Genomic DNA, 18,634 nt, shown 5'->3' on the forward strand with positions numbered 1-18,634 from the left:
CACGATGAATTCGGCGGTTAAGGACATATTTTTTCTGAATATCGAGGACGCCTACGCGGAGGCGTCCAAGCAACAGAGCATCGTCGATGAATCCGGCAGTTTGCGCCGGCAATATTGCTATTACGACGGGCTGTTGACCGATATTGTGTTGCCGAATTTTATTCAGGTTCCCGCCGACAAGTTTGTCGAATTTTTTTCGCACAACTCATTACCGATACCGCAATTGATCGCCGTTTCACAAGGCGGCGCCGTACATTTCAACGACATGCCCCGCGATGTCATTGACGAAGTGATGCAGTACCGCAATCAATATCGCGTGCCGGACTATGTGCATTTCGATACCTATTTTATCGATCCGCTCCAGGCGTTAAACGTGGCAAAGCAGGCCAATCGAGTTTCCTGCGGCCATCCCACCATAGACGGTTTGCAGATTTGCTATTACCGGGGCGAGTTGCCCGAATCGGACTTACCGAACTTGATACATCTGGAATTGCCGGATTACGAGGAATTTTTCATCCGCTCCCGTTTTCGTATTCCGGAAAATATCGATATTCCTGACGGCTTGGAAGAGGAGGTTAAGGCCGCCATCCGGCAGGATATTGTCACAGCCGGTGAATCGATCAAGCGCAGGCGCCTGTGGTTGATCCAACAATTGCTGAACAAAGCCAAGGCCTTGCCACCGCGTTGGGTCGGCAATCGGCCGCCGCGGATATTTATCCCGACGAGTCGTTTGACCACCGTTATGCAATATAGCTCGCAAGGCTTGGCCAAGGCCTTTGCCGCTCTGGGTTGGGAGGTGCTGTTTTACATTCAGGATAACGACATGGAAGGCAGCAATATGGTCGATATGCTGGAAAAATATATCGATTTCGACCCGCATGCCTGCTTGTATGTCAATAGCTTGAACAACAGTTTCATGCACGACGATATTGTCAATATCGTCTGGTGGCAGGATTTGATGCCGCAATTAAAAGATTCCCAGCCGCTGAAATGGCGAGCCCGGGATTTCAATTTCTCGATTTCGCCGTTGTTTGATCGTTATCTGGAGCAACGCCAGGCCGCCTTGGTGCAACGCTTACATTTTGTGATAGACGATGTGGTGTTTCATGCCGGTAACAATCAGGCGCGAGCCGACAAGATTGTGTTCGTCGGCAGTTCCTATCTGCCGGTGATCGATATCGACAATAGCCAACATCGGCAGGCTTTGGATAGCTTGATTGCGGCGATGGAATCCGGCGCTTGCTTTGACGAAGCGAGCGTGCGGCAAATTGCCGAGGCCAGCGGGCTAAGTTATGAATTTGTGTTCTGGAAATTACTGCATTATGTAATTCGCGATTATTCGGTGAAGTGGCTGTGTGCCGATCCTGGTCTGCCGGTGGATGTTTACGGACGCTACTGGGATCAGGATGCCGAGGTGGCACCGTTTTATCGAGGCGAATTGCCGCACGGCGAAGCAGTGGCTGAGGTTTACCGTTCCACCCGCTATGCTTTGGTTTGCCATCCGTTCGAAATCAATTCGCAGAGGTTGGCTGAAGCGGCCGCTTGCGGTTGTATCCCGGTGGTTTACGATTGCCGGGATGTGGCCGAGCCGCCGTATTGGGACGACTATTGCTTGTTCTTCAAGACGGCCGATCAGTTGCGCAACATTCTGCATAACCGCTTGCAACCGGCCAAGGCGCCGGAGGGTTTGGCCGCGCAGTTTACCTATCGGGCCGCTGCCGAACGCTTGATCGAGCTGAGCGACTTGCGCTTGTTGGCTAAAGTGGCTGAGCCCGCACCGGAGCCAGTCGCCCTGTTGCCGGAACTGTTCGGCGATAAGTTGCATGTGCTTGCCGGCGCGGAATTTGGCTCGGAAACTTTTTCGGCACAGTTGCAAACCAATCTGGCTTGCCTGGCCAAGCATCGCCCGGCTTTGCACGAAGCCCTGTTGGCAGCTTGGTCGCAACAGCCTATTACGATCTTCGTTGATCAGGCTATACGCGGTGAGTACTGGCGGGTATCGGTAGCGCAGGCTGGCGAACAAATCTATCGCCTGGATAACATCGCCTTGTTCGAACACAGACGCCTGATTGCCGAAAATGCGCAAACGATGACCCGGGAAAATACCTGCTGTTATGCGCTGGTCGGTTTGGGTGCCGGTTACGAATTGTTGGCGGCGTCCCGCGCCACCGAGTCGCCGATTCCGGAAATGGCGGAATTTGAGGTGCCGGTGTATTTGATCGAAACCAAGCCGGCCGTATGGTTGTTAAATTTGCTGTTGCATGACCTTCAGCCGTTGCTGGCGGCCGGGCGTCTGCGGATTTTTTCCGACCTCGCAGCGGAGGCTGATTTAACCGCCGAGTTTTCGAAGTTCGAAGCAGCCCTGCCGGATATGTTGTTCAATCCGGACCCCGACGCCGCTATCAGCTCAGTGCGCGTTTATCAGCTGTCGGTCGAGGCAAAGCAGGCCCGCGCCGAACGGCATGCCGCTAATTTGCGGCAAGTCACTGACTACTACCAGAGCATCAGCGTTGAAGAGTGGCGGCAAAAATTCAGCGCGGAAAAAGTTGGCGAATTGCGGGTAATGGGCTTTATCTCGCGCTTTTCCAGCTTTTTGAAATACTGCATGCGCGACTGGCTTGACGGTTTTCAAAGATTGGGTGCGACGGTGCTACTGTGTAGCGAAACAGAAAATTATTATCTAACCAACATTGAGTATCTGATTGACGAGATCAACCGCTTCAAACCGGACTTGATTTTAACCATAGACCATTTTCGGCATGAATTTGAAGGTATCCCGGCAACTGTTCCTTTTGTAAACTGGATACAGGATATGTTGCCGAACATTCGCTTCAATGAAATGGCGCCCGGTCCGTTCGATTTGAATTTTGTGTTTGCTCGGCGCTGGCTGAGTTTCAACACGCTGCCCTTGTACGGTGACTACCCGCTGCAGTTTTTACCTTTGGGATTCAATGACAGCCAATATTACCCGCTGCAGGAAGAAACCATTGATTGCGACGTGTTGCTGGTCAGTCATTTGGAGGCGCCAGGCAAAACTTTACAACCCCTGCGCGACCCTTCTTTGGATATGAGCTTGCTTGAGCAAGAAGACGCTATGCTTCGAAGCGGTGCACTGAATTTGGCACAGTTGCGCGAGTTGTACGCCGTGCTCGAACGCCACTGTGCATCAATGACGATGGCTGAATTCGAGGAGTTTTGCACAGTGCATCCCGGCAAAACCATTGCTGATTTTCGCGCATTGTTTGCCGGCAACGGCTATTCACTGAGCGACGAGGTAGTCGAGTTGTTGCTATGCATAAAAGGCAACCGTCTGCATTGCGAATATTTGAATCGCATGAAATATTGGCCCATCCAGCTATTGATGGATGCTTTTCCGAACTTGAAAATTCAACTTTACGGTAAGCATTGGGAGGCATATCCGGCGTTTGCCGACTTGGCCCGTGGCGTCGCTGAAAACGGTACGGCGCTAAACCGCATCATGCAACGGGCTAAAATTTGTTTGAACGCCAATCCCGGTGTCACGCTGCACATGCGGGCCTTGGAAATCATCGCCGCCGGCCGGTTTATGTTGTCTAGGCAGATGCTTTACGACGGTTCGCCGTTGCGCGAGTTCTTCGATGCCAATGCCGTGGTGCTGTACCGCGACGAGGCCGATTTGCTGGCCAAAGTCGAGTATTACCTGAACAACCCGGAGGCGCGCGAGCAGGTCGCCGCCAATGCGCTGCGCGGCCTGGACCAAAAATTGTCATATCGGGCTGTCGCCGAACGAGTTTTGGCGGCGGCGGTGCAGCGCTTTTCCGCCTTGGAGCCGACATGAGGGTGCAACATCTGGCGTTGTTCATGCCGCGCAATACCCCGTTTTATCGGCGTGTTTACGGTTTTTTGCGCGACGCATTCGCCAGCCTGGACGTTCGGGTTAGCGGCGGTTGCGGTTTGCTGGACGAGGCGCAAATGCAGGCTTGGTTGGCCAAACATAAGCCGGACGCAGTGTTCGAAATGAATCGGGTCAAGGACGAAGTGCCGGCTTTACACCGGTATAAAATTCCGCATATCGCTTGGATCGTGGATTTTCAGGGGCGGACCGAGGCGCAAATCGCCGGCAGCGAAATCACTTATTTTTTTGATCCCGGCTGGGATGCCAACTACTGTACCGGGGGGCTGCAAGATTGGTTGCCGCCCGGCACGTGCGTGCAAACCTTTCAGCCGTTGCCCGGGGCTCTGCCGCTGGATGTGGAATTCAATTTTATCGGCCATATCCCGTTGCCGTGGAGTGCTGCCGAATTGGCGCGACCGGTCGCCGCTGACTCGACGTTGACCTTTGCCGAGTTGTTGCAGCGTTACGACAGGCATTTACAGACCACACGCGAGCAGATCAAAACTCACGGCGATTTAAAACGTATCATCGACGATTTGTTGGACGTAGCCGGTGCGACCCCCGAACCCGAATTTTTAAACGCTTGCTATTACAATTTGATGGAGCGGACCAAGCGGGTGCAAAACCGCACGGAGCTATTGAATTTCGCGCTGGGTAAGTCGAAATCGATTGCGATTTACGGTAGCGACAATTGGGCGCAATGGCGCGAATACCGGCCGTTTTATCGGCATTTTTTAGACTGTCCGGCCGAGTTGAACCGAGTACATCAATATTCGCGCATCAATTTGCACGACGGGGTCAGTTTTCACTTTCGCGCGATCGATTGCCTGGCTTCCGGCGGCTTATTGTTTTGGTACGATAACGACGAGGTCGATTCAGAAGTTCTACTTGGCCGCGGTTTGCACGACCACTTTGACGCCAGTCGGCACTACTTTGCGTTTAAAAGCGAAAATTTCGAATATGTTTACCAGCAGGCCATAGAGGGCCGAGCGATGGGGCAGGCTATTGTCGCCGAGGTGCGGGCGTTGATAGCAGCCAAACATACCTGGCGCGCCCGTGCCGAAAAAATCATTCACGACTTAGCCTATGTCTAAAAGGTAATTGCGATGAAAACCCTTTTGATTTCCCCCAGTTATTATCCTCAGGCCAACGCTTCGTACTTTCCTCTGGGCTTGGCTTATATTTCGGCCTATATCCAAAGCCAAGGGCATCAGGTAATAGGCTTGAACTTCAATCACATGCCTATGGAAAAGCGCAATCCGGCTTTGTGCGATACCTTGTTGCATGAAGAGGTCGATATTATCGGCATCAGCGGATTGACCGTGGCGTATAACGAGATCGACCGTTTGATTAAAGTGATCCGGGAAATTCGCGCCGACGTGCCCATCGTATTGGGCGGCGGCATTACCTCGGTGGAAGGCGAATTGATGATGAACACCCTGCAGCCGAATTATGCGGTGGTCGGCGAGGGCGAGCTGATCTTCACCCGTTTGTTGAAAGCCTTGGAAGAAGGTGACGACGTTCGTAAAATCGCCGGGATATGGTGCTGGGACGCGGATAAGCCCAAATTCACCGGCGAGGGTGAGTCGCCTAAATACCTGGACGAATTGCCGTTGCCTGATTTGGATTCGTTTGGAATACGCGAGCATATCGGCTTGCAGGGTGAACACGGCCAGTTTTCCTATCATTTGACCCGGCTTGACGCCGGTCGCTCATTTCCGATTGCCGCCAGTCGGTCCTGCCCGTTTAAATGCACTTTTTGCCATCACGCCGGCATGGGCACGTATAAAAAACATGACATTGGCAGGGTGGTCGACCAAATTGAAGGGTATATTCAAACTTACGGCATCAATAACTTTTCGATTTACGACGAATTATTCTCGGCCAATAAGGCTAGGGTGGTCGAGTTTTGCGATTTACTGAAACAGCGCAATCTGAATATTCAATGGTTTTGCCAATTGCGTATGGATCAGCTGGATTTGCCGATGCTGAAAATGATGAAGGAAACCGGCTGTAATTATATTTCGTTCGGTATAGAGAGCGGCAGCGACGCGATATTGGGCAGCATGAAGAAAAAGATTACCAAGCAAACAATTACCGATGCGGTAAAAATTGTGCGCGAGGCGAAAATCGGCATTCAAGGTAATTTTTTATTCGGCGATCCGGCCGAAACGCAGGAAACCATCCGCGAGAGTTTGCAATTTCAACAAGACAATCAATTATATTTTTGCGATTGGTCCGCGGTAATTCCCTATGCCGGTACCCCCATTTACCATTATGCGCTGGAAAAAGGCTTAATTGCAGACCGTGAAACCTTTATGCGCAGTTTGTGCAATATATCCGGCTATCTATACAACAGTCAGGTCAATATGACGCAGATGAGCGACGAGGAGTACAAGGATTGGTATATCTCGCTGCGCGAGCTGAACGATGAAAATCACCGCAAGCGCTGCACCAAAGTGGTAGCCGGGGAGATATTGGAACGCTGGAAATCAAGAATTACTATTGAATGCCCGTGTTGCAGTCATCAACAAACCTTGGATTTGCCTTTCCCGTTCGAACAGGACGAAAACGGTCCTCTTTTAAACGGTCCCGTTGGCGTGCAGGGCATGAATGTATTATGCCCGGATTGCGGGCGGAAAATGCATTTGAAGGCCAGGGATATTCCTCACATGAAATTGGTTTATGACCGATTTCAGGCAGAAATGGATGCTTTAGCGGAAAATCAGCAGCACGCAATTTTTATTCCCGCACTAGACCGGTTTGCTACAGTCTTTTTAGAGGATATTAAGATTGATCAAACCTGTGTCGCAGCGGTTTACGATACACGGCCATTTCGAGAGGACAAGTTATTTTTGGATAGGCGGACCCAATTGCTTGATATTGACCGAGTTAAGGAACTCGACGGGCAGAACGTGGTGATTTTACCTTGGGTCGAATATCAAAAAGTTTTGGACTGGCTGAAACACCAGAACGTGACACCTAAAAAAGTGATTTGTTGGAATCAGTTTTTCCGCAACGCCATTTCCGAGGCATGAAAATTCGCCGGGTTTCGTTATTTTTACCCCGTGATACCCGTTGGTATCGGATGTTGTCGAGACAGATGGCGCAAGGGTTTAGCCAAGCCGGTTTGGAGGTAAGTTACTGCTGCGGCTTGCTCGATCAGGCCGGTTTATCCGATTGGATAAACCAGTATCGTCCGGATGTGATTTTTGAAATGAATCGAGCTCGCAACGATGTACCGTTTTTACCGAAGCATATTATCCATATTTGTTGGCTTGTCGATTTTAATGGTCGTGTCATTAGCGATTTTTATGGTAGCGAGATAACGTACTTGTTCAGCGCCAATTGGTTGGATAAGTTCTGCTACGATGGCTTTTATCGTTGGCTTGCGCCGGGGGCGTGCCTGAACGATTATTACCCCGCTACTCCCGATGTGCGGTACCCCGCTAGTTTTGTTGGGCATATCCCCAAGCCCTGGTCTATGGACGAATTGGATGCCGATATTTCAGCAGATTCTATACCGTTGCGGTTTGGCGAAGTGTTGCCGATTTTAGAGAGTCGTATCACTAGCCAGCGTAATTATTTGAACGTGCATGACGATTATTTGGCGTTGCTGCAAACTGTTGCCAAAGAGCATTTCAATCGAACGGTAAAGCTGACTAATAAACTCGAATATGACGTCAGCGGGCGATTAATTCGCATGCTGAATCGGCGCGAGTTAATTGACAATATCCTGACAGTAACTGATTTGGCGCTGTTTGGTCCGCAAAACTGGAATGATTGGGACGTTTATCGGCCTTATTATCATTGCCAGCTGGATAGTGTTATGCAGATGCGCCAAGTATATGCCGGTTCGCAAATCAACTTGCACGAAGGCGAGTCTGCGCATTTTCGGGTGATGGATTGTATGGCTTCCGGTGGTTTGATTTTAATTAAAAAAAATCACTGGGACGAATTAGTAGGCGGCGGAATCAGGAATTTCTTTGTTCCTGGGTTGCATTACCTGGAATTCGATGTCGATCAGGTCGGTGATATATGCCGATATTACCTAAATCAGCCACTGGCTGCGCAAAAGATTCGTTCCGCTGCAGTAAAGGCGGTACGTCAGGCCCATACCTGGCGGCATCGGGCCGAAGCCATTTTGGCTGATTTGGCCGGTTTGGGTTATAAAGTCGCCTGTTAATCTAATTTGTCTGATTTGAAGTAAGCCCGTTACACCAACATGGAGACTGGCATCCAGTGATTTGGGCGGCAGCTTTGATTCTCACTGGGACTTAGTTCCGGCAATCTTTATTTGGGGGTCATCTGCGGTAAGGCCGGATGAAATCTGACAAAATAGAGTTGGATGTCGGTATTTTAGGTTTCTGCTACCGCTGCCGATAACTAAATTGTCTGGGCATGGCGTCGTTTTGAGGTCGCCACATGTTGCTTGGAAAGCGTTTGAATTCATTGCGTCCATCGGGGTGGCCCGATGGGTAGGTCAAGTGTTAATCAATTGGGTACACATACAACATATGTCAAATCACTATTCTCGAGGTCGTTCTAACCTACCGGAACCCCTGTCGGTATTAAATGCCGAACGGTTCTGCGAACAGGGCTTTATTGCCGTTAACGACTATTTTGATACTAATTTGTTGCTGCGTGTTTCAGAGGAATGGCAAGCGTTCTGCGTCAGCGCGACGCCGAGCGAGCTACCGGTCGACCGCCCGGCGGCGGTGTTTTGGCGTCACGTTCAGGGTGACGTAAAGCGCATAAGGCCGCTGGCTGAGTTCCCCGCGTTGTCCGAGATAGCGCTTGGGCACGCGGCTACTCAAATTGCCCGGCAGTTGGCGCAAGTCAGTCAAGGTGAAATGGAACTGCGTCTGTTTGAGACTATCGTGTTTTCCAAGCCTCCTTTGGAGGGCGGTATGCTTAGCTGGCACCAGGACAATCCGTTTTTTCCTTTTGATCCGCAAAATCAGATTGCGTTATGGATTCCTCTGGATGATGTCGATCCCGAAAATGGTGGATTGGAATATGCAATAGGCAGCCATAAAGCCGGTGTCAGTGCGCCGTTTGATTTGCATTCCGGTGCGAACCTGGGCGATGGGCAAATTTGCTTGACCCCGGCCGATTTCGCCGACGATAAATTCGACACGTTTGCAGTTAGCTTAAGGGTGGGTGGCGTCGCAGTGCACGACGGTCGAACTTGGCATCGTTCGTTTCCAAATACTTCCACTACCCGACAACGACGAGCGATTTCGTTGCGTTATTTAGTTGGTCCGACCCGCTATTCGCCGCGCCAAGGTACTGCAGCCAGCATGAATGCCCAAATCAATTTGGCTGCTGGCGCGTTGATCGATTGCTCGGCTTTTCCTTTGGTCTGAGCATTGTCCGGGCAATCTAATTCAACAATGCCGGATATGTCGGCAGTGCCTGTCTGCCACGCTTGCAGCGCCGATTCGTTAAGCGTATTTAACGAGTCGGCTGACTTAGCAGCAGTCTCTTCTGATTGCCGAGCTTGGCCGGCATCGTTTGCTGTGGCGATTTGTTTGAACTGCGGTTTGGTGCAAAAAGTGGTCGATGCCTTATGGCGACAGTCCGCTGCACATATTTATGCTAGTTATGACCTTTACCATCAAACGCCCAATCGTACCGAGCAAGTGATTTTTGATCAGCTTAGCGGAACGGCCCTGCCGCGTTCGGAGTTGATGTTTGGGCATTATTTTCAACGGCGACCATTGACGTCCGGCGGTACATTTCTTGATCTGGGCTGCGGCACAGGCCCAACCTTGACAGCGTTTTCCAAGCTTGCAAACGGCTGGCGATTATTTGGCTTCGATCCAAATTTGCCGGATCGGCAGCGGGTGCTTGCCGTCCCCGGCGTGCAGGAAGTGTTTGCCGGCGATTTGTGCGAAATTGTCGGTACATTCGATCTCATAACCGCTGTGCATGTACTTGAGCATGTCACCGAGCCTCTCTGCTTTCTGCAGGGTATGCGGGCATTGATGCACACCGATAGCCGGGCTTTGATCCAGATTCCGCATTTTCCCAGCTCCCCCTTTGATTTAGCGATTTTTGATCATTGCTCACACTTCACGTGCTCGAGTATTTCAAGCCTGCTGGCGAGGGCTGGATTGGTGATCGAGACTATCGATATTGATTTGATCCCCAAGGAAATCAGCATTGTCGTAAAGCCTGGCGAACCTTCAGTAGTTCATTCGGCTAATGAGTTGGCCAAGTCGCGAGATGAAGTAGAGGCCAGCATTGCTTGGCTGCGCGACCTGCAAGATCAAGCGCTGAGTGTCGAAAGCGGGCGCTTAGGGATTTTCGGTACTTCGATTGGAGCGAACTGGTTACATGGTTTACTGGCGGAGCGGGTAGGGTTCTTCGTGGATGAGGATCGGACTCGTCAGGGGCAACTTTATCGAGGATGCCCGGTATTTGCGCCGAGTGAGGTATCGGAATTAGGCAATATCTTGATGCCACTGCCCCGCAGCACGGCTGAAAAAATTTGCCGCCGAATCGGTGCGGGTAGTAATTATCTGCTGCCGCCGGCCTAGGCCAAACAGCTTCTTTAAACGTTCAGGAGACGTATGAGTACATTCGACGGTTTTCGCAAAACGGGTACCGATCAATCCACCGAAGACAGACTGCAACAACATTGTGCCAACTTTGATATCGATCCGCTGACTGCTGTCAAGCTGTTTCCAGTGTTAGCGCGTCGGCAGTGGTTAAAACGGTTTTTGGCGCATGCCGAGCTGTTCAAACACACGTTGAACGTACCGGGCGATATTGCTGAGTTTGGCGTGTTTCGGGGCCTAAGTCTGATGACTTGGGCTAATTTACTGGAAACCTATGCGATTGGTGATCGAACCAAAGTTGTTTATGGCTTTGACAATTGGCGGGGATTTACCGAATTCGCTGCGCAGGACGGTAAGCCCACTGCTGAAGTCGATAAAGTCCTGGGTGGTTACGATTCATCGGGCTTTAAATCCGAGCTGGAAGCGGCATTGGCTATTTTCGATGCTGACCGGTTTGTGCCTTGGAAGCCGCGGGTGAAACTCATCGAAGGGGATATTGGTGACACTGTGCCGCGATTTGTGGCTGAAAATCCTGGCGTCCGGTTTTCATTAGTGCATTTTGATTGCGATTTGTATACGCCGACCAAAGCCGCCTTAGAGGCAATTTGGCCGAAAGTTAGTCGGGGGGGAGTGGTGCTGTTCGATGAATATGCCTTGAAGGAATGGGAAGGCGAAAGCCAAGCGGTGGACGAGTTTTTTGCGAATCAGCCGAATCTAAGGCTGCTCACATTGGAGTGGACTAACTCGCCGGCAGCCTATCTGATCAAGCCTTAATCCAAATGCTGAAGGATGTACTGCCATGAATCTTAGCGATGCACTTACCGATACCGCTGTCCTAAGAACAGCGGCGCTGGCTGCATTGGGCGATGGTTGGCGTGAAATGCTGAATGGCGAGTCGTTTAATCATGCGGTTTACGCGCAAGCCTTGATCACCGTGTTGCGACAGTATTTACCTAGCGGCACGGTGGCGATTCGTGGGATTTCGCCAGTGACCGGCTTGTTATGCGAACAACTGGCCGACCTGCCGTATCGAGTAGCGATTGATCCGCTCGATAATTCAACGAATCGGCGTCAATATTGTGGTGTGCCGCTGCAGCGTGGTCGAACTGCAGATGCCGTACTTAACGCGCTTGTCGCTAATAAGGCCAACGCGACGGAAGCCGGTGTGCTGGGTATTGACAATCCCGATGTGGAACTTGCTTATGCCTTGTTATTGAATCAGCATCGACGGGACTTGGCAGAGCGATTGAATCAACGATTAGCAGCTACTGCGCCAGTGGTTTTGTTTGTCGCCAAAAATGCGTATTACAACCAGCTAAGAATGAGTGTTAGTTTGCGTAGACAGGGCTTCTACACGTTAGCGGTTACCTTTAATCCCGATTTGCGAGACCACAAGGCCGGATATTTCGATGAGATTCTGTCGACCGATCTGCTTAGTTTTTTGTTGTGGTTGAAAGGCGCAAGTGGGGCGGTAATTCATACTCAAGGTTGGCTGTTTCGCTACCATATTCCCGTGTTAATCGATGCGTTTTTACCGAGTAGCTGCCGGCAGTTCGTTGAGTTGATGGATTTAAACTCATTTTTTTTTGCACCGGATGACCTACCGCAGTTACTGCCTTATATGCGGCAAACTTGGGGCGATGGTGTGGATGCGATGCAAAAAGTACAACTGGCGTGTGAGACATACTTGGTAAACCATGTCGATGGCGTTGTCTATCAGGGCAGTAGCCGCATTGTCGATTTGTTTGATGGAGCCAGGCGGAGGATGCGCTGGTTACAGTTCTTGTGTTACCCGCTGCCGGAGTTTTGCGTCACTGCCAATGCTGAAAGGCCAATACCCGAACAACCTAGGCTGGTGTTTGCCGGTGGCGTTCCTCCCATCAATTCCAAGCATCCTGCCGAACTGTTCGGTGATGCGCAGTTGGTCGATACCGTCGAAACGATCATCAGTCAGGGTTTGGTTCTGGACGTATACAACAATCCGCTCAAGATTGCCGAAGAAGACTATGCAAATGTGTATGCAGCCCATTTGACGCTGGCAGAACAATACCCGAATTACCGTTTCCTAAAGGGTGAGTTGCCGGAGCGTATTGCCCAAATCATTAGCACTTACGATCTGGGTTTGATCGTTTACGATTATTCTGATGAGCTTTTAGTGGGGCCGGAACATTTTAAAACCTTGATTCCTGCTAAATTGTTCATGTATCTGGAAGCGGGCTTACCCGTCTTAGTGAGTCGTCGGGCTGAGGCAACTGCCGAATTTGTTGAGCAACATCGCTGCGGAGTGGCTATCTCCAGTGCCCAACTTCACGACTTGCCCAATTTCTTGCAAGGTTTGGATTGGCGGGAGCTACGTGAAGGTGTGTTGGCCGCTCGAGAGTATTTATGTATGGATAAACAAATTCAGCGTTTGATTGCGTTTTATCAGCTTTGCGGGCAGCAGCGGAACGCATTGTTGGCCGATTCAGTCTGCTAACTATCTACCAGACCGATAGATGAAAATACGGGTTTTGATCGTGGTGCCGGCCCGCTCGGGTTCCAAAGGACTGATGGATAAAAACGTGAAATTGCTGGACGGGCGGCCCTTACTTGCCTGGACTGCCGAAAGCGTTGTCCGAGCGGCTGTTCCGGATAGCTTGGCGATTTTATCGACTGACTCTGAGCATTATGCGGTATTGGGGCGTAAAGAAGGGCTCTGCGTTCCGTTTCTTCGTCCTTCTGTTTATTCGGGAGATAGTGTCGCGGCTTTCTCGGTGGTTGAGCATGCTGCAGATTGGTTTATCGCTGCATATGGTTACCGGCCGGAATTAATGATGTGGTTGCAACCAACCTCGCCGTTTCGTTCTACGGCTATAATTCGGGAGGCTGTTGCCATGGTCAGCGATAGGCAAGTTGATGCGGTAGTCGGCTGCAAGGAAATTCACCGCGATTTGACTACTTTGTTTCGCCTTGAGAGCGGCTTTATGCAGCCCTTGGACAATCAAAAACCCACCCAGACGTCGCGGCAACAAAGCCAGCCGCTGCTGACGCCGAATGGCGCGATGTACTTATGCAAGACCGATTATTTACTGGAGCACAAATCGTTTTACCCGCCAAAGACGGTGCCGCTGATCATGAATGCAATCCAAAGTCTGGATATTGACACCGAAGAAGATTGGGCCATCGCTGAGGCGTACATTAAACAAGGATTGGTATGAACAAGGTTTTAGTCACCGGCGCCGACGGTTTTATCGGCTCGCATCTGGTGGAAATGCTTGCGGCGCGCGGCTTTCAGGTGCGTGCACTCACCCAATACAACTCTTTTAATAGTTGGGGTTGGCTGGAGGAGGCTGCCTGTAAAAATGAGATAGAGGTGATCTGCGGCGATGTCCGTGATCCGCAGTTTTGCCGGATTGCTTGTCGGGATATTGATGTTGTGTTTCATTTGGCGGCATTAATTGCCATCCCGTATTCCTACCAGGCGCCGGACAGCTATGTCGATACCAACATTCGCGGCACGCTGAACATCTGTCAGGCCGCTCGGGATAATGGCGTTAAACGCCTAATTCATACCTCAACCAGTGAAGTGTACGGCACCGCACAATATGTGCCGATCGACGAGAAACATCCGTTGCAGCCGCAGTCTCCGTATAGTGCGTCGAAAATTGCCGCCGATGCGATGGCGATGAGTTTTTTCAATGCCTTCAATATGCCTGTCACCATTGCACGACCCTTCAATACCTATGGTCCCCGGCAATCGGCGCGCGCGGTGATTCCGACCATCATTACGCAAATTGCCGCCGGTAAAAAACAGATTCAACTGGGTGATGTCGCGCCGACGCGCGATTTTAATTATGTAGAAGACACTTGCCGGGGTTTTATCGCGTTGGCCGAGTCGGCGCAAGCCATCGGCGAGACGGTGAATATCGGCTCCAATTTCGAAATTTCTGTCGGCGAAACGCTGAATCTGATCAAAAGCATCATGGCCAGCGATGTCGAATTTTTGGTGGACGAGCAAAGGTTGCGGCCGGAGAAGTCCGAAGTGAACCGCTTGTGGTGCGACAACACCAAGATCAAACAACTGACCGGTTTTGCCCCGCAAGTGACTTTGGAGGAGGGTTTGCGCCGCACCGTAGCCTGGTTTACCGAGCCGGATAATCTGAAACGATACAAAGCGGATATTTACAATGTTTGACAGCTTTATCCGCTTGGTCCGGGAGATTTATCAAACCGAACAATTCATCCCTTTGCACGAACCGCGCTTCGCCGGTAACGAAAAACAGTATCTGCTGGATGTGATCGACAGTACCTTCGTGTCTAGTGTCGGCCCGTATGTCACCGAGTTCGAAAGCAAAATCGCTGCATACACCGGTGCCAAGCACGCGATAGCCACCGTCAACGGCACCGCGGCGCTGCACGTTGCCCTGTTGCTGGCCGGCGTTCAGCCCGGCGAAGAAGTGATTACTCAAGCGGTGACTTTTGTCGCCACCTGCAATGCGATTCATTACTGCGGTGCCGAGCCGGTGTTTGTTGATATTGATGCGGCGACGCTAGGTTTGTCGCCGCTGGCCTTGGCGGAGTTTTTGGATCGATTCGGCGAACGCTGCGATGATGGCGTTTACAACAAAACCAGCGGCAAGCGCATCGCCGCCTGTTTGCCGATGCATACCTTCGGCCATCCTTGCGATCTGGCTGGGTTGATTCGAGTATGCGACGACTTCGGCATGCCGTTGGTGGAAGATGCCGCGGAAGCGTTGGGTAGCCGACTCAATGGCCAGCATTGCGGCACTTTCGGCAAACTTGGGGTGCTTAGCTTCAACGGTAACAAGATCATCACCACGGGCGGCGGCGGCATGATTTTGACCGACGACGAGGAACTGGCGCGTCGGGCCAAACACCTGACGACCACGGCTAAATTACCGCATGCCTGGAAATTCGAACATGACCAAATCGGTTACAACTACCGGATGCCGAATTTGAATGCCGCCCTGGGGCTGGCGCAACTCGAGCAATTGCCGAGATTTGTCGAACTTAAACGTGGATTGGCGCAACGTTATCTGGATTGGGCGCAAGCCAACGGTGCGCAAATCGTCGAAGAACCGGCTGGCGCTGATGCCAATTACTGGCTCAACGCTTTGTTGCTCGATGACCATACGCAGCGCGACGCCTTTCTGGAATTGTGCAATACCCGCGGTGTGATGACTCGACCGCTATGGGAGTTGATGGCGGATTTGCCAATGTACCAACATTGTCAACGGGATGACTTGCGGCAATCGCGCCAACTGGCTGAGCGATTGGTCAATGTGCCCAGTAGCGTGGTCGTATGACGACTGGGGCGCCACGTAAAATCTGTGTCGTGACCGGTTCCCGAGCCGAATACGGCCTGCTGTATTGGCTACTGCAGGAAATTCAAGCGGACCCGGACCTAGACTTACAGTTAGTCGTGACCGGCATGCACTTGTCGCCGGAGTTCGGTTTGACCTGGCGGCAAATTGCTGCCGATGGTTTTACGATCAATCGCAAGGTGGAAATGTTGTTGTCGTCGGATACGCCGGTCGGCATCAGTAAGGCCATGGGTTTGGGCTTGATCGGTTTCGCCGATGCCTTACACGATTTACAACCGGACATCGTCGTGGTGCTGGGTGATCGCTTCGAAATATTCGCGGCGGCGCAGGCAGCAATGAACTTGCGCCTTCTCATCGCGCATATCCACGGCGGCGAACTGACCGAAGGCGCGGTGGATGATGCCATTCGTCATGCCATCAGCAAAATGGCCCATCTACATTTCACCTCAACCGAGGTTTACCGGCAGCGGGTGATTCAGCTCGGTGAGCAGCCTAATCGCGTGTTCAACGTCGGCGCACCGGGACTAGACAGCGTTTATAAGTTGCCATTGCTGGATAAAACTGAGCTGGAACAAGCGCTGGATTTCAAGTTTGGGACACGCAACCTGATGGTCACCTTTCATCCGGTGACTTTGGAAGCGGCGACGGCGGCTGAGCAGTTTGCCGAGTTGTTGCGGGCTTTGGATGAGTTTGACGATGTGCATATCATATTCACCCATGCCAATGCCGATGCCGACGGCCGGGTTATCGCCAGCATGATAGAGGAGTATCGACGACGCCATTCCCGCCGAGTAAGTAGCTATGTTTCCCTGGGTTCTCTGCGTTATTTGTCGACCCTGAAGTTGGTCGATGCGGTAGTCGGCAATTCGTCCAGCGGTATCATAGAAGCGCCGGCTTTTCGTATCGCTACTGTCAATATCGGTGATCGCCAGCGGGGACGGATCTGTGCCGGTAGCGTAATCCACTGCGCGCCGCAAACCGATGCGATCCGCGCCGCCCTGCTAAAAATATTTTCCGGCGAATTTGCGAATACCTTGGCGCGTGTCGAAAATCCCTACGGTCAGGGCGGGGCTTCGGCGAAGATTAAAGAGCTTCTGAAACACGCGCCTGTGGATGGGCTGCTGAAGAAGCGTTTTTTCGATTTAGAGGTGCTTGAATGAGTGCGTTCATTATTGCCGAAGCGGGCGTCAACCATAACGGTAGTTTGCAAACCGCTATGCAATTGGTCGATGCTGCAGTCGCGGCGGGTGCCGATGCGGTGAAGTTCCAGACCTTTAAAGCCGAGAAACTGGTCACCCAGTCCGCTACGAAGGCTGAATATCAAAAACACACCACAGGCGCAGCCGAGAGCCAGTTGGATATGTTGCGCAAGCTGGAGCTGAAATACGAGTTTCATTTTCAGTTGCGTGATTATTGTCAGCGCCTAGGTATCGAGTTTCTTTCGACCGCATTTGATTTCGATAGTCTGGCGTTTTTGGTGGGCGAGCTAGGTCTATGCAGATTGAAAATTCCATCGGGTGAGATTACCAATGGACCGTTTTTACTGGCCCATGCCAAAACCGGCAAGGACATCATTGTCTCCACCGGCATGGCCACGCTAGGTGAGGTGGAAACCGCGCTGGGGGTTTTGGCGTTTGGCTTGTTGGGTGGGAAGCAACCGTCTCTGGCGGCATTTCAGCAAGCCTACAGTTCGGAAGCGGGGCAAGCGGTTTTACAGGAAAAAGTCACCTTACTGCATTGCACCAGCGAATATCCGACGCCGATGGCGGACGTGAATTTGCGGGCGATGGATGTGTTGCAGCAGGCTTTTCGCCTGCCGGTCGGTTATTCGGATCACACCGAAGGGCTGGTCGTGCCGATCGCCGCCGTGGCGCGGGGCGCGGTATTGATAGAAAAACATTTCACCTTGGACCGAAGTCAAAAAGGCCCTGATCACCAAGTGTCACTGGAACCGGCTGAATTAAAGCAAATGGTGCAGGATATTCGCGCCGTCGAACAGGCACTTGGCCGTCCCGGCAAGATGCCGCAAGCGGTGGAATTGCAAAATCGCACGGTCGCCCGCAAAAGTTTGGTGGCGAATAGTTTGATAGCAGTGGGTGAAACTTTTAGCGCCGAAAATTTGACGACCAAGCGGCCTGGAACCGGTCTGAGTCCGATGGAATATTGGCGATTGCTTGGTCAAACCAGTCATCGTTGTTATGACGTGGATGACTTGATCGAATGAGTAAGCCGGTCATTTTGCTGGGAAGCGGCGGACATGCGCGGGTGCTGCTCGACATGTTACGGCGGTTGGAGATTGAGATACTGGGCATAGCCGATCCTCACCGACTGCCCGGCAGCGAGCACTTCGGAGTGAGGGTACTGGGCGACGACTCGGCTATACGGGCTTATGCGGCGGATGGTATCGCGTTAGTTAACGGCATTGGTTCTCTACCGCGCGATGCAGGCTTGCGCGAGACCTTGTATCAACGATGTGTGGCGCAAGGTTATCGGTTTCAAACAGTGGTCGATCCTCGCGCGTTTACAGCAAGCGATGTGCAACTGGCTGAGGGCGTACAGGTCATGGCGGGTGCCATTATTCAGGCAGGCACACAAATTGCTGAAAACTGCATCGTAAACAGCGGGGCGATTGTCGAGCACGATTGCCGGATCGGGCGGGATGTCCATATAGCGCCCGGCGCGGTCCTGAGTGGCGGAGTGGAATTGGGCGATAAGGTGCACATTGGCACCGGCGCCACCATCATACAAGGTATACGCATCGGTGCCGGCAGTGTGGTGGGTGCGGGCAGCGTGGTGACGCGCGATGTCGGTTGCAAGCAGATTGTCTATCCGCCGCGTTCGCACATACAGGATTTGCAACAGGATTGATA

14 protein-coding genes are annotated in these 18,634 nt (G+C 51.9%); all 14 read left to right on the top strand.

All coding sequences use genetic code 11. The features are described 5' to 3' along the window. Window positions 1-4: 4 nt before the first annotated feature. The 14 genes from QLH52_RS02590 (at window position 5) to QLH52_RS02655 (ending at window position 18,632) form a co-directional block, all read left to right on the top strand. Window positions 5-3,817, top strand: coding sequence for a glycosyltransferase (locus tag QLH52_RS02590; RefSeq protein ID WP_319960445.1), 3,813 nt, complete (start codon window positions 5-7; stop codon window positions 3,815-3,817). After that, the gene (locus tag QLH52_RS02595) at window positions 3,814-4,968 is read left to right on the top strand and encodes a glycosyltransferase family protein (protein ID WP_319960446.1); all 1,155 of its coding nucleotides are present in this window, start codon (window positions 3,814-3,816) and stop codon (window positions 4,966-4,968) included. The genes QLH52_RS02590 and QLH52_RS02595 overlap by 4 nt, the downstream gene beginning before the upstream one ends. 12 nt (window positions 4,969-4,980) lie before the next feature. Beyond that, window positions 4,981-6,912 carry a B12-binding domain-containing radical SAM protein gene (locus QLH52_RS02600; RefSeq protein ID WP_319960447.1) on the top strand — a complete coding sequence of 644 codons (1,932 nt, stop codon included), beginning with the start codon at window positions 4,981-4,983 and terminating at the stop codon, window positions 6,910-6,912. A 65-nt stretch (window positions 6,913-6,977) separates the two neighbouring features. After that, window positions 6,978-8,060, top strand: coding sequence for a glycosyltransferase (locus tag QLH52_RS02605; RefSeq protein ID WP_319960448.1), 1,083 nt, complete (start codon window positions 6,978-6,980; stop codon window positions 8,058-8,060). Between the two features lie 331 nt (window positions 8,061-8,391). Further along, entirely contained in the window at window positions 8,392-9,243 is an 852-nt protein-coding gene (locus QLH52_RS02610; RefSeq protein WP_319960449.1) for a phytanoyl-CoA dioxygenase family protein, read from the top strand. A gap of 36 nt (window positions 9,244-9,279) precedes the next feature. Further along, the gene (locus QLH52_RS02615) at window positions 9,280-10,419 is read left to right on the top strand and encodes a class I SAM-dependent methyltransferase (RefSeq protein WP_319960450.1); all 1,140 of its coding nucleotides are present in this window, start codon (window positions 9,280-9,282) and stop codon (window positions 10,417-10,419) included. Window positions 10,420-10,452: 33 nt separating this feature from the next. Further along, on the top strand, window positions 10,453-11,214 hold the full coding sequence (locus tag QLH52_RS02620; protein WP_319960451.1) for a TylF/MycF/NovP-related O-methyltransferase: 762 nt from the start codon (window positions 10,453-10,455) through the stop codon (window positions 11,212-11,214). 25 nt (window positions 11,215-11,239) lie between these two features. Next, window positions 11,240-12,916, top strand: a complete 1,677-nt coding sequence (locus QLH52_RS02625) for a glycosyltransferase (protein ID WP_319960452.1) — start codon at window positions 11,240-11,242, stop codon at window positions 12,914-12,916. 19 nt (window positions 12,917-12,935) lie between these two features. Beyond that, window positions 12,936-13,637, top strand: coding sequence for an acylneuraminate cytidylyltransferase family protein (locus tag QLH52_RS02630; protein ID WP_205453382.1), 702 nt, complete (start codon window positions 12,936-12,938; stop codon window positions 13,635-13,637). Then, the gene (locus tag QLH52_RS02635) at window positions 13,634-14,614 is read left to right on the top strand and encodes an NAD-dependent 4,6-dehydratase LegB (protein ID WP_033157186.1); all 981 of its coding nucleotides are present in this window, start codon (window positions 13,634-13,636) and stop codon (window positions 14,612-14,614) included. Before QLH52_RS02630 ends, QLH52_RS02635 begins: the two co-directional genes overlap by 4 nt. After that, window positions 14,607-15,746 (top strand): LegC family aminotransferase, encoded by a 1,140-nt coding sequence (locus QLH52_RS02640; protein ID WP_033157185.1) that lies wholly within the window; start codon window positions 14,607-14,609, stop codon window positions 15,744-15,746. Before QLH52_RS02635 ends, QLH52_RS02640 begins: the two co-directional genes overlap by 8 nt. Next, window positions 15,743-16,924: a UDP-N-acetylglucosamine 2-epimerase gene (neuC, locus tag QLH52_RS02645; RefSeq protein ID WP_033157184.1), complete on the top strand. Its 1,182-nt coding sequence runs from the start codon at window positions 15,743-15,745 to the stop codon at window positions 16,922-16,924. Before QLH52_RS02640 ends, neuC begins: the two co-directional genes overlap by 4 nt. Next, window positions 16,921-17,988 carry an N-acetylneuraminate synthase gene (gene neuB, locus QLH52_RS02650; protein ID WP_033157183.1) on the top strand — a complete coding sequence of 356 codons (1,068 nt, stop codon included), beginning with the start codon at window positions 16,921-16,923 and terminating at the stop codon, window positions 17,986-17,988. The genes neuC and neuB overlap by 4 nt, the downstream gene beginning before the upstream one ends. Continuing rightward, entirely contained in the window at window positions 17,985-18,632 is a 648-nt protein-coding gene (locus tag QLH52_RS02655; protein ID WP_319960453.1) for an acetyltransferase, read from the top strand. Before neuB ends, QLH52_RS02655 begins: the two co-directional genes overlap by 4 nt. Window positions 18,633-18,634: the final 2 nt, after the last annotated feature.

Origin of the sequence: Methylomonas defluvii, assembly GCF_033949435.1 — a bacterium.
Classification (GTDB): domain Bacteria; phylum Pseudomonadota; class Gammaproteobacteria; order Methylococcales; family Methylomonadaceae; genus Methylomonas; species Methylomonas defluvii.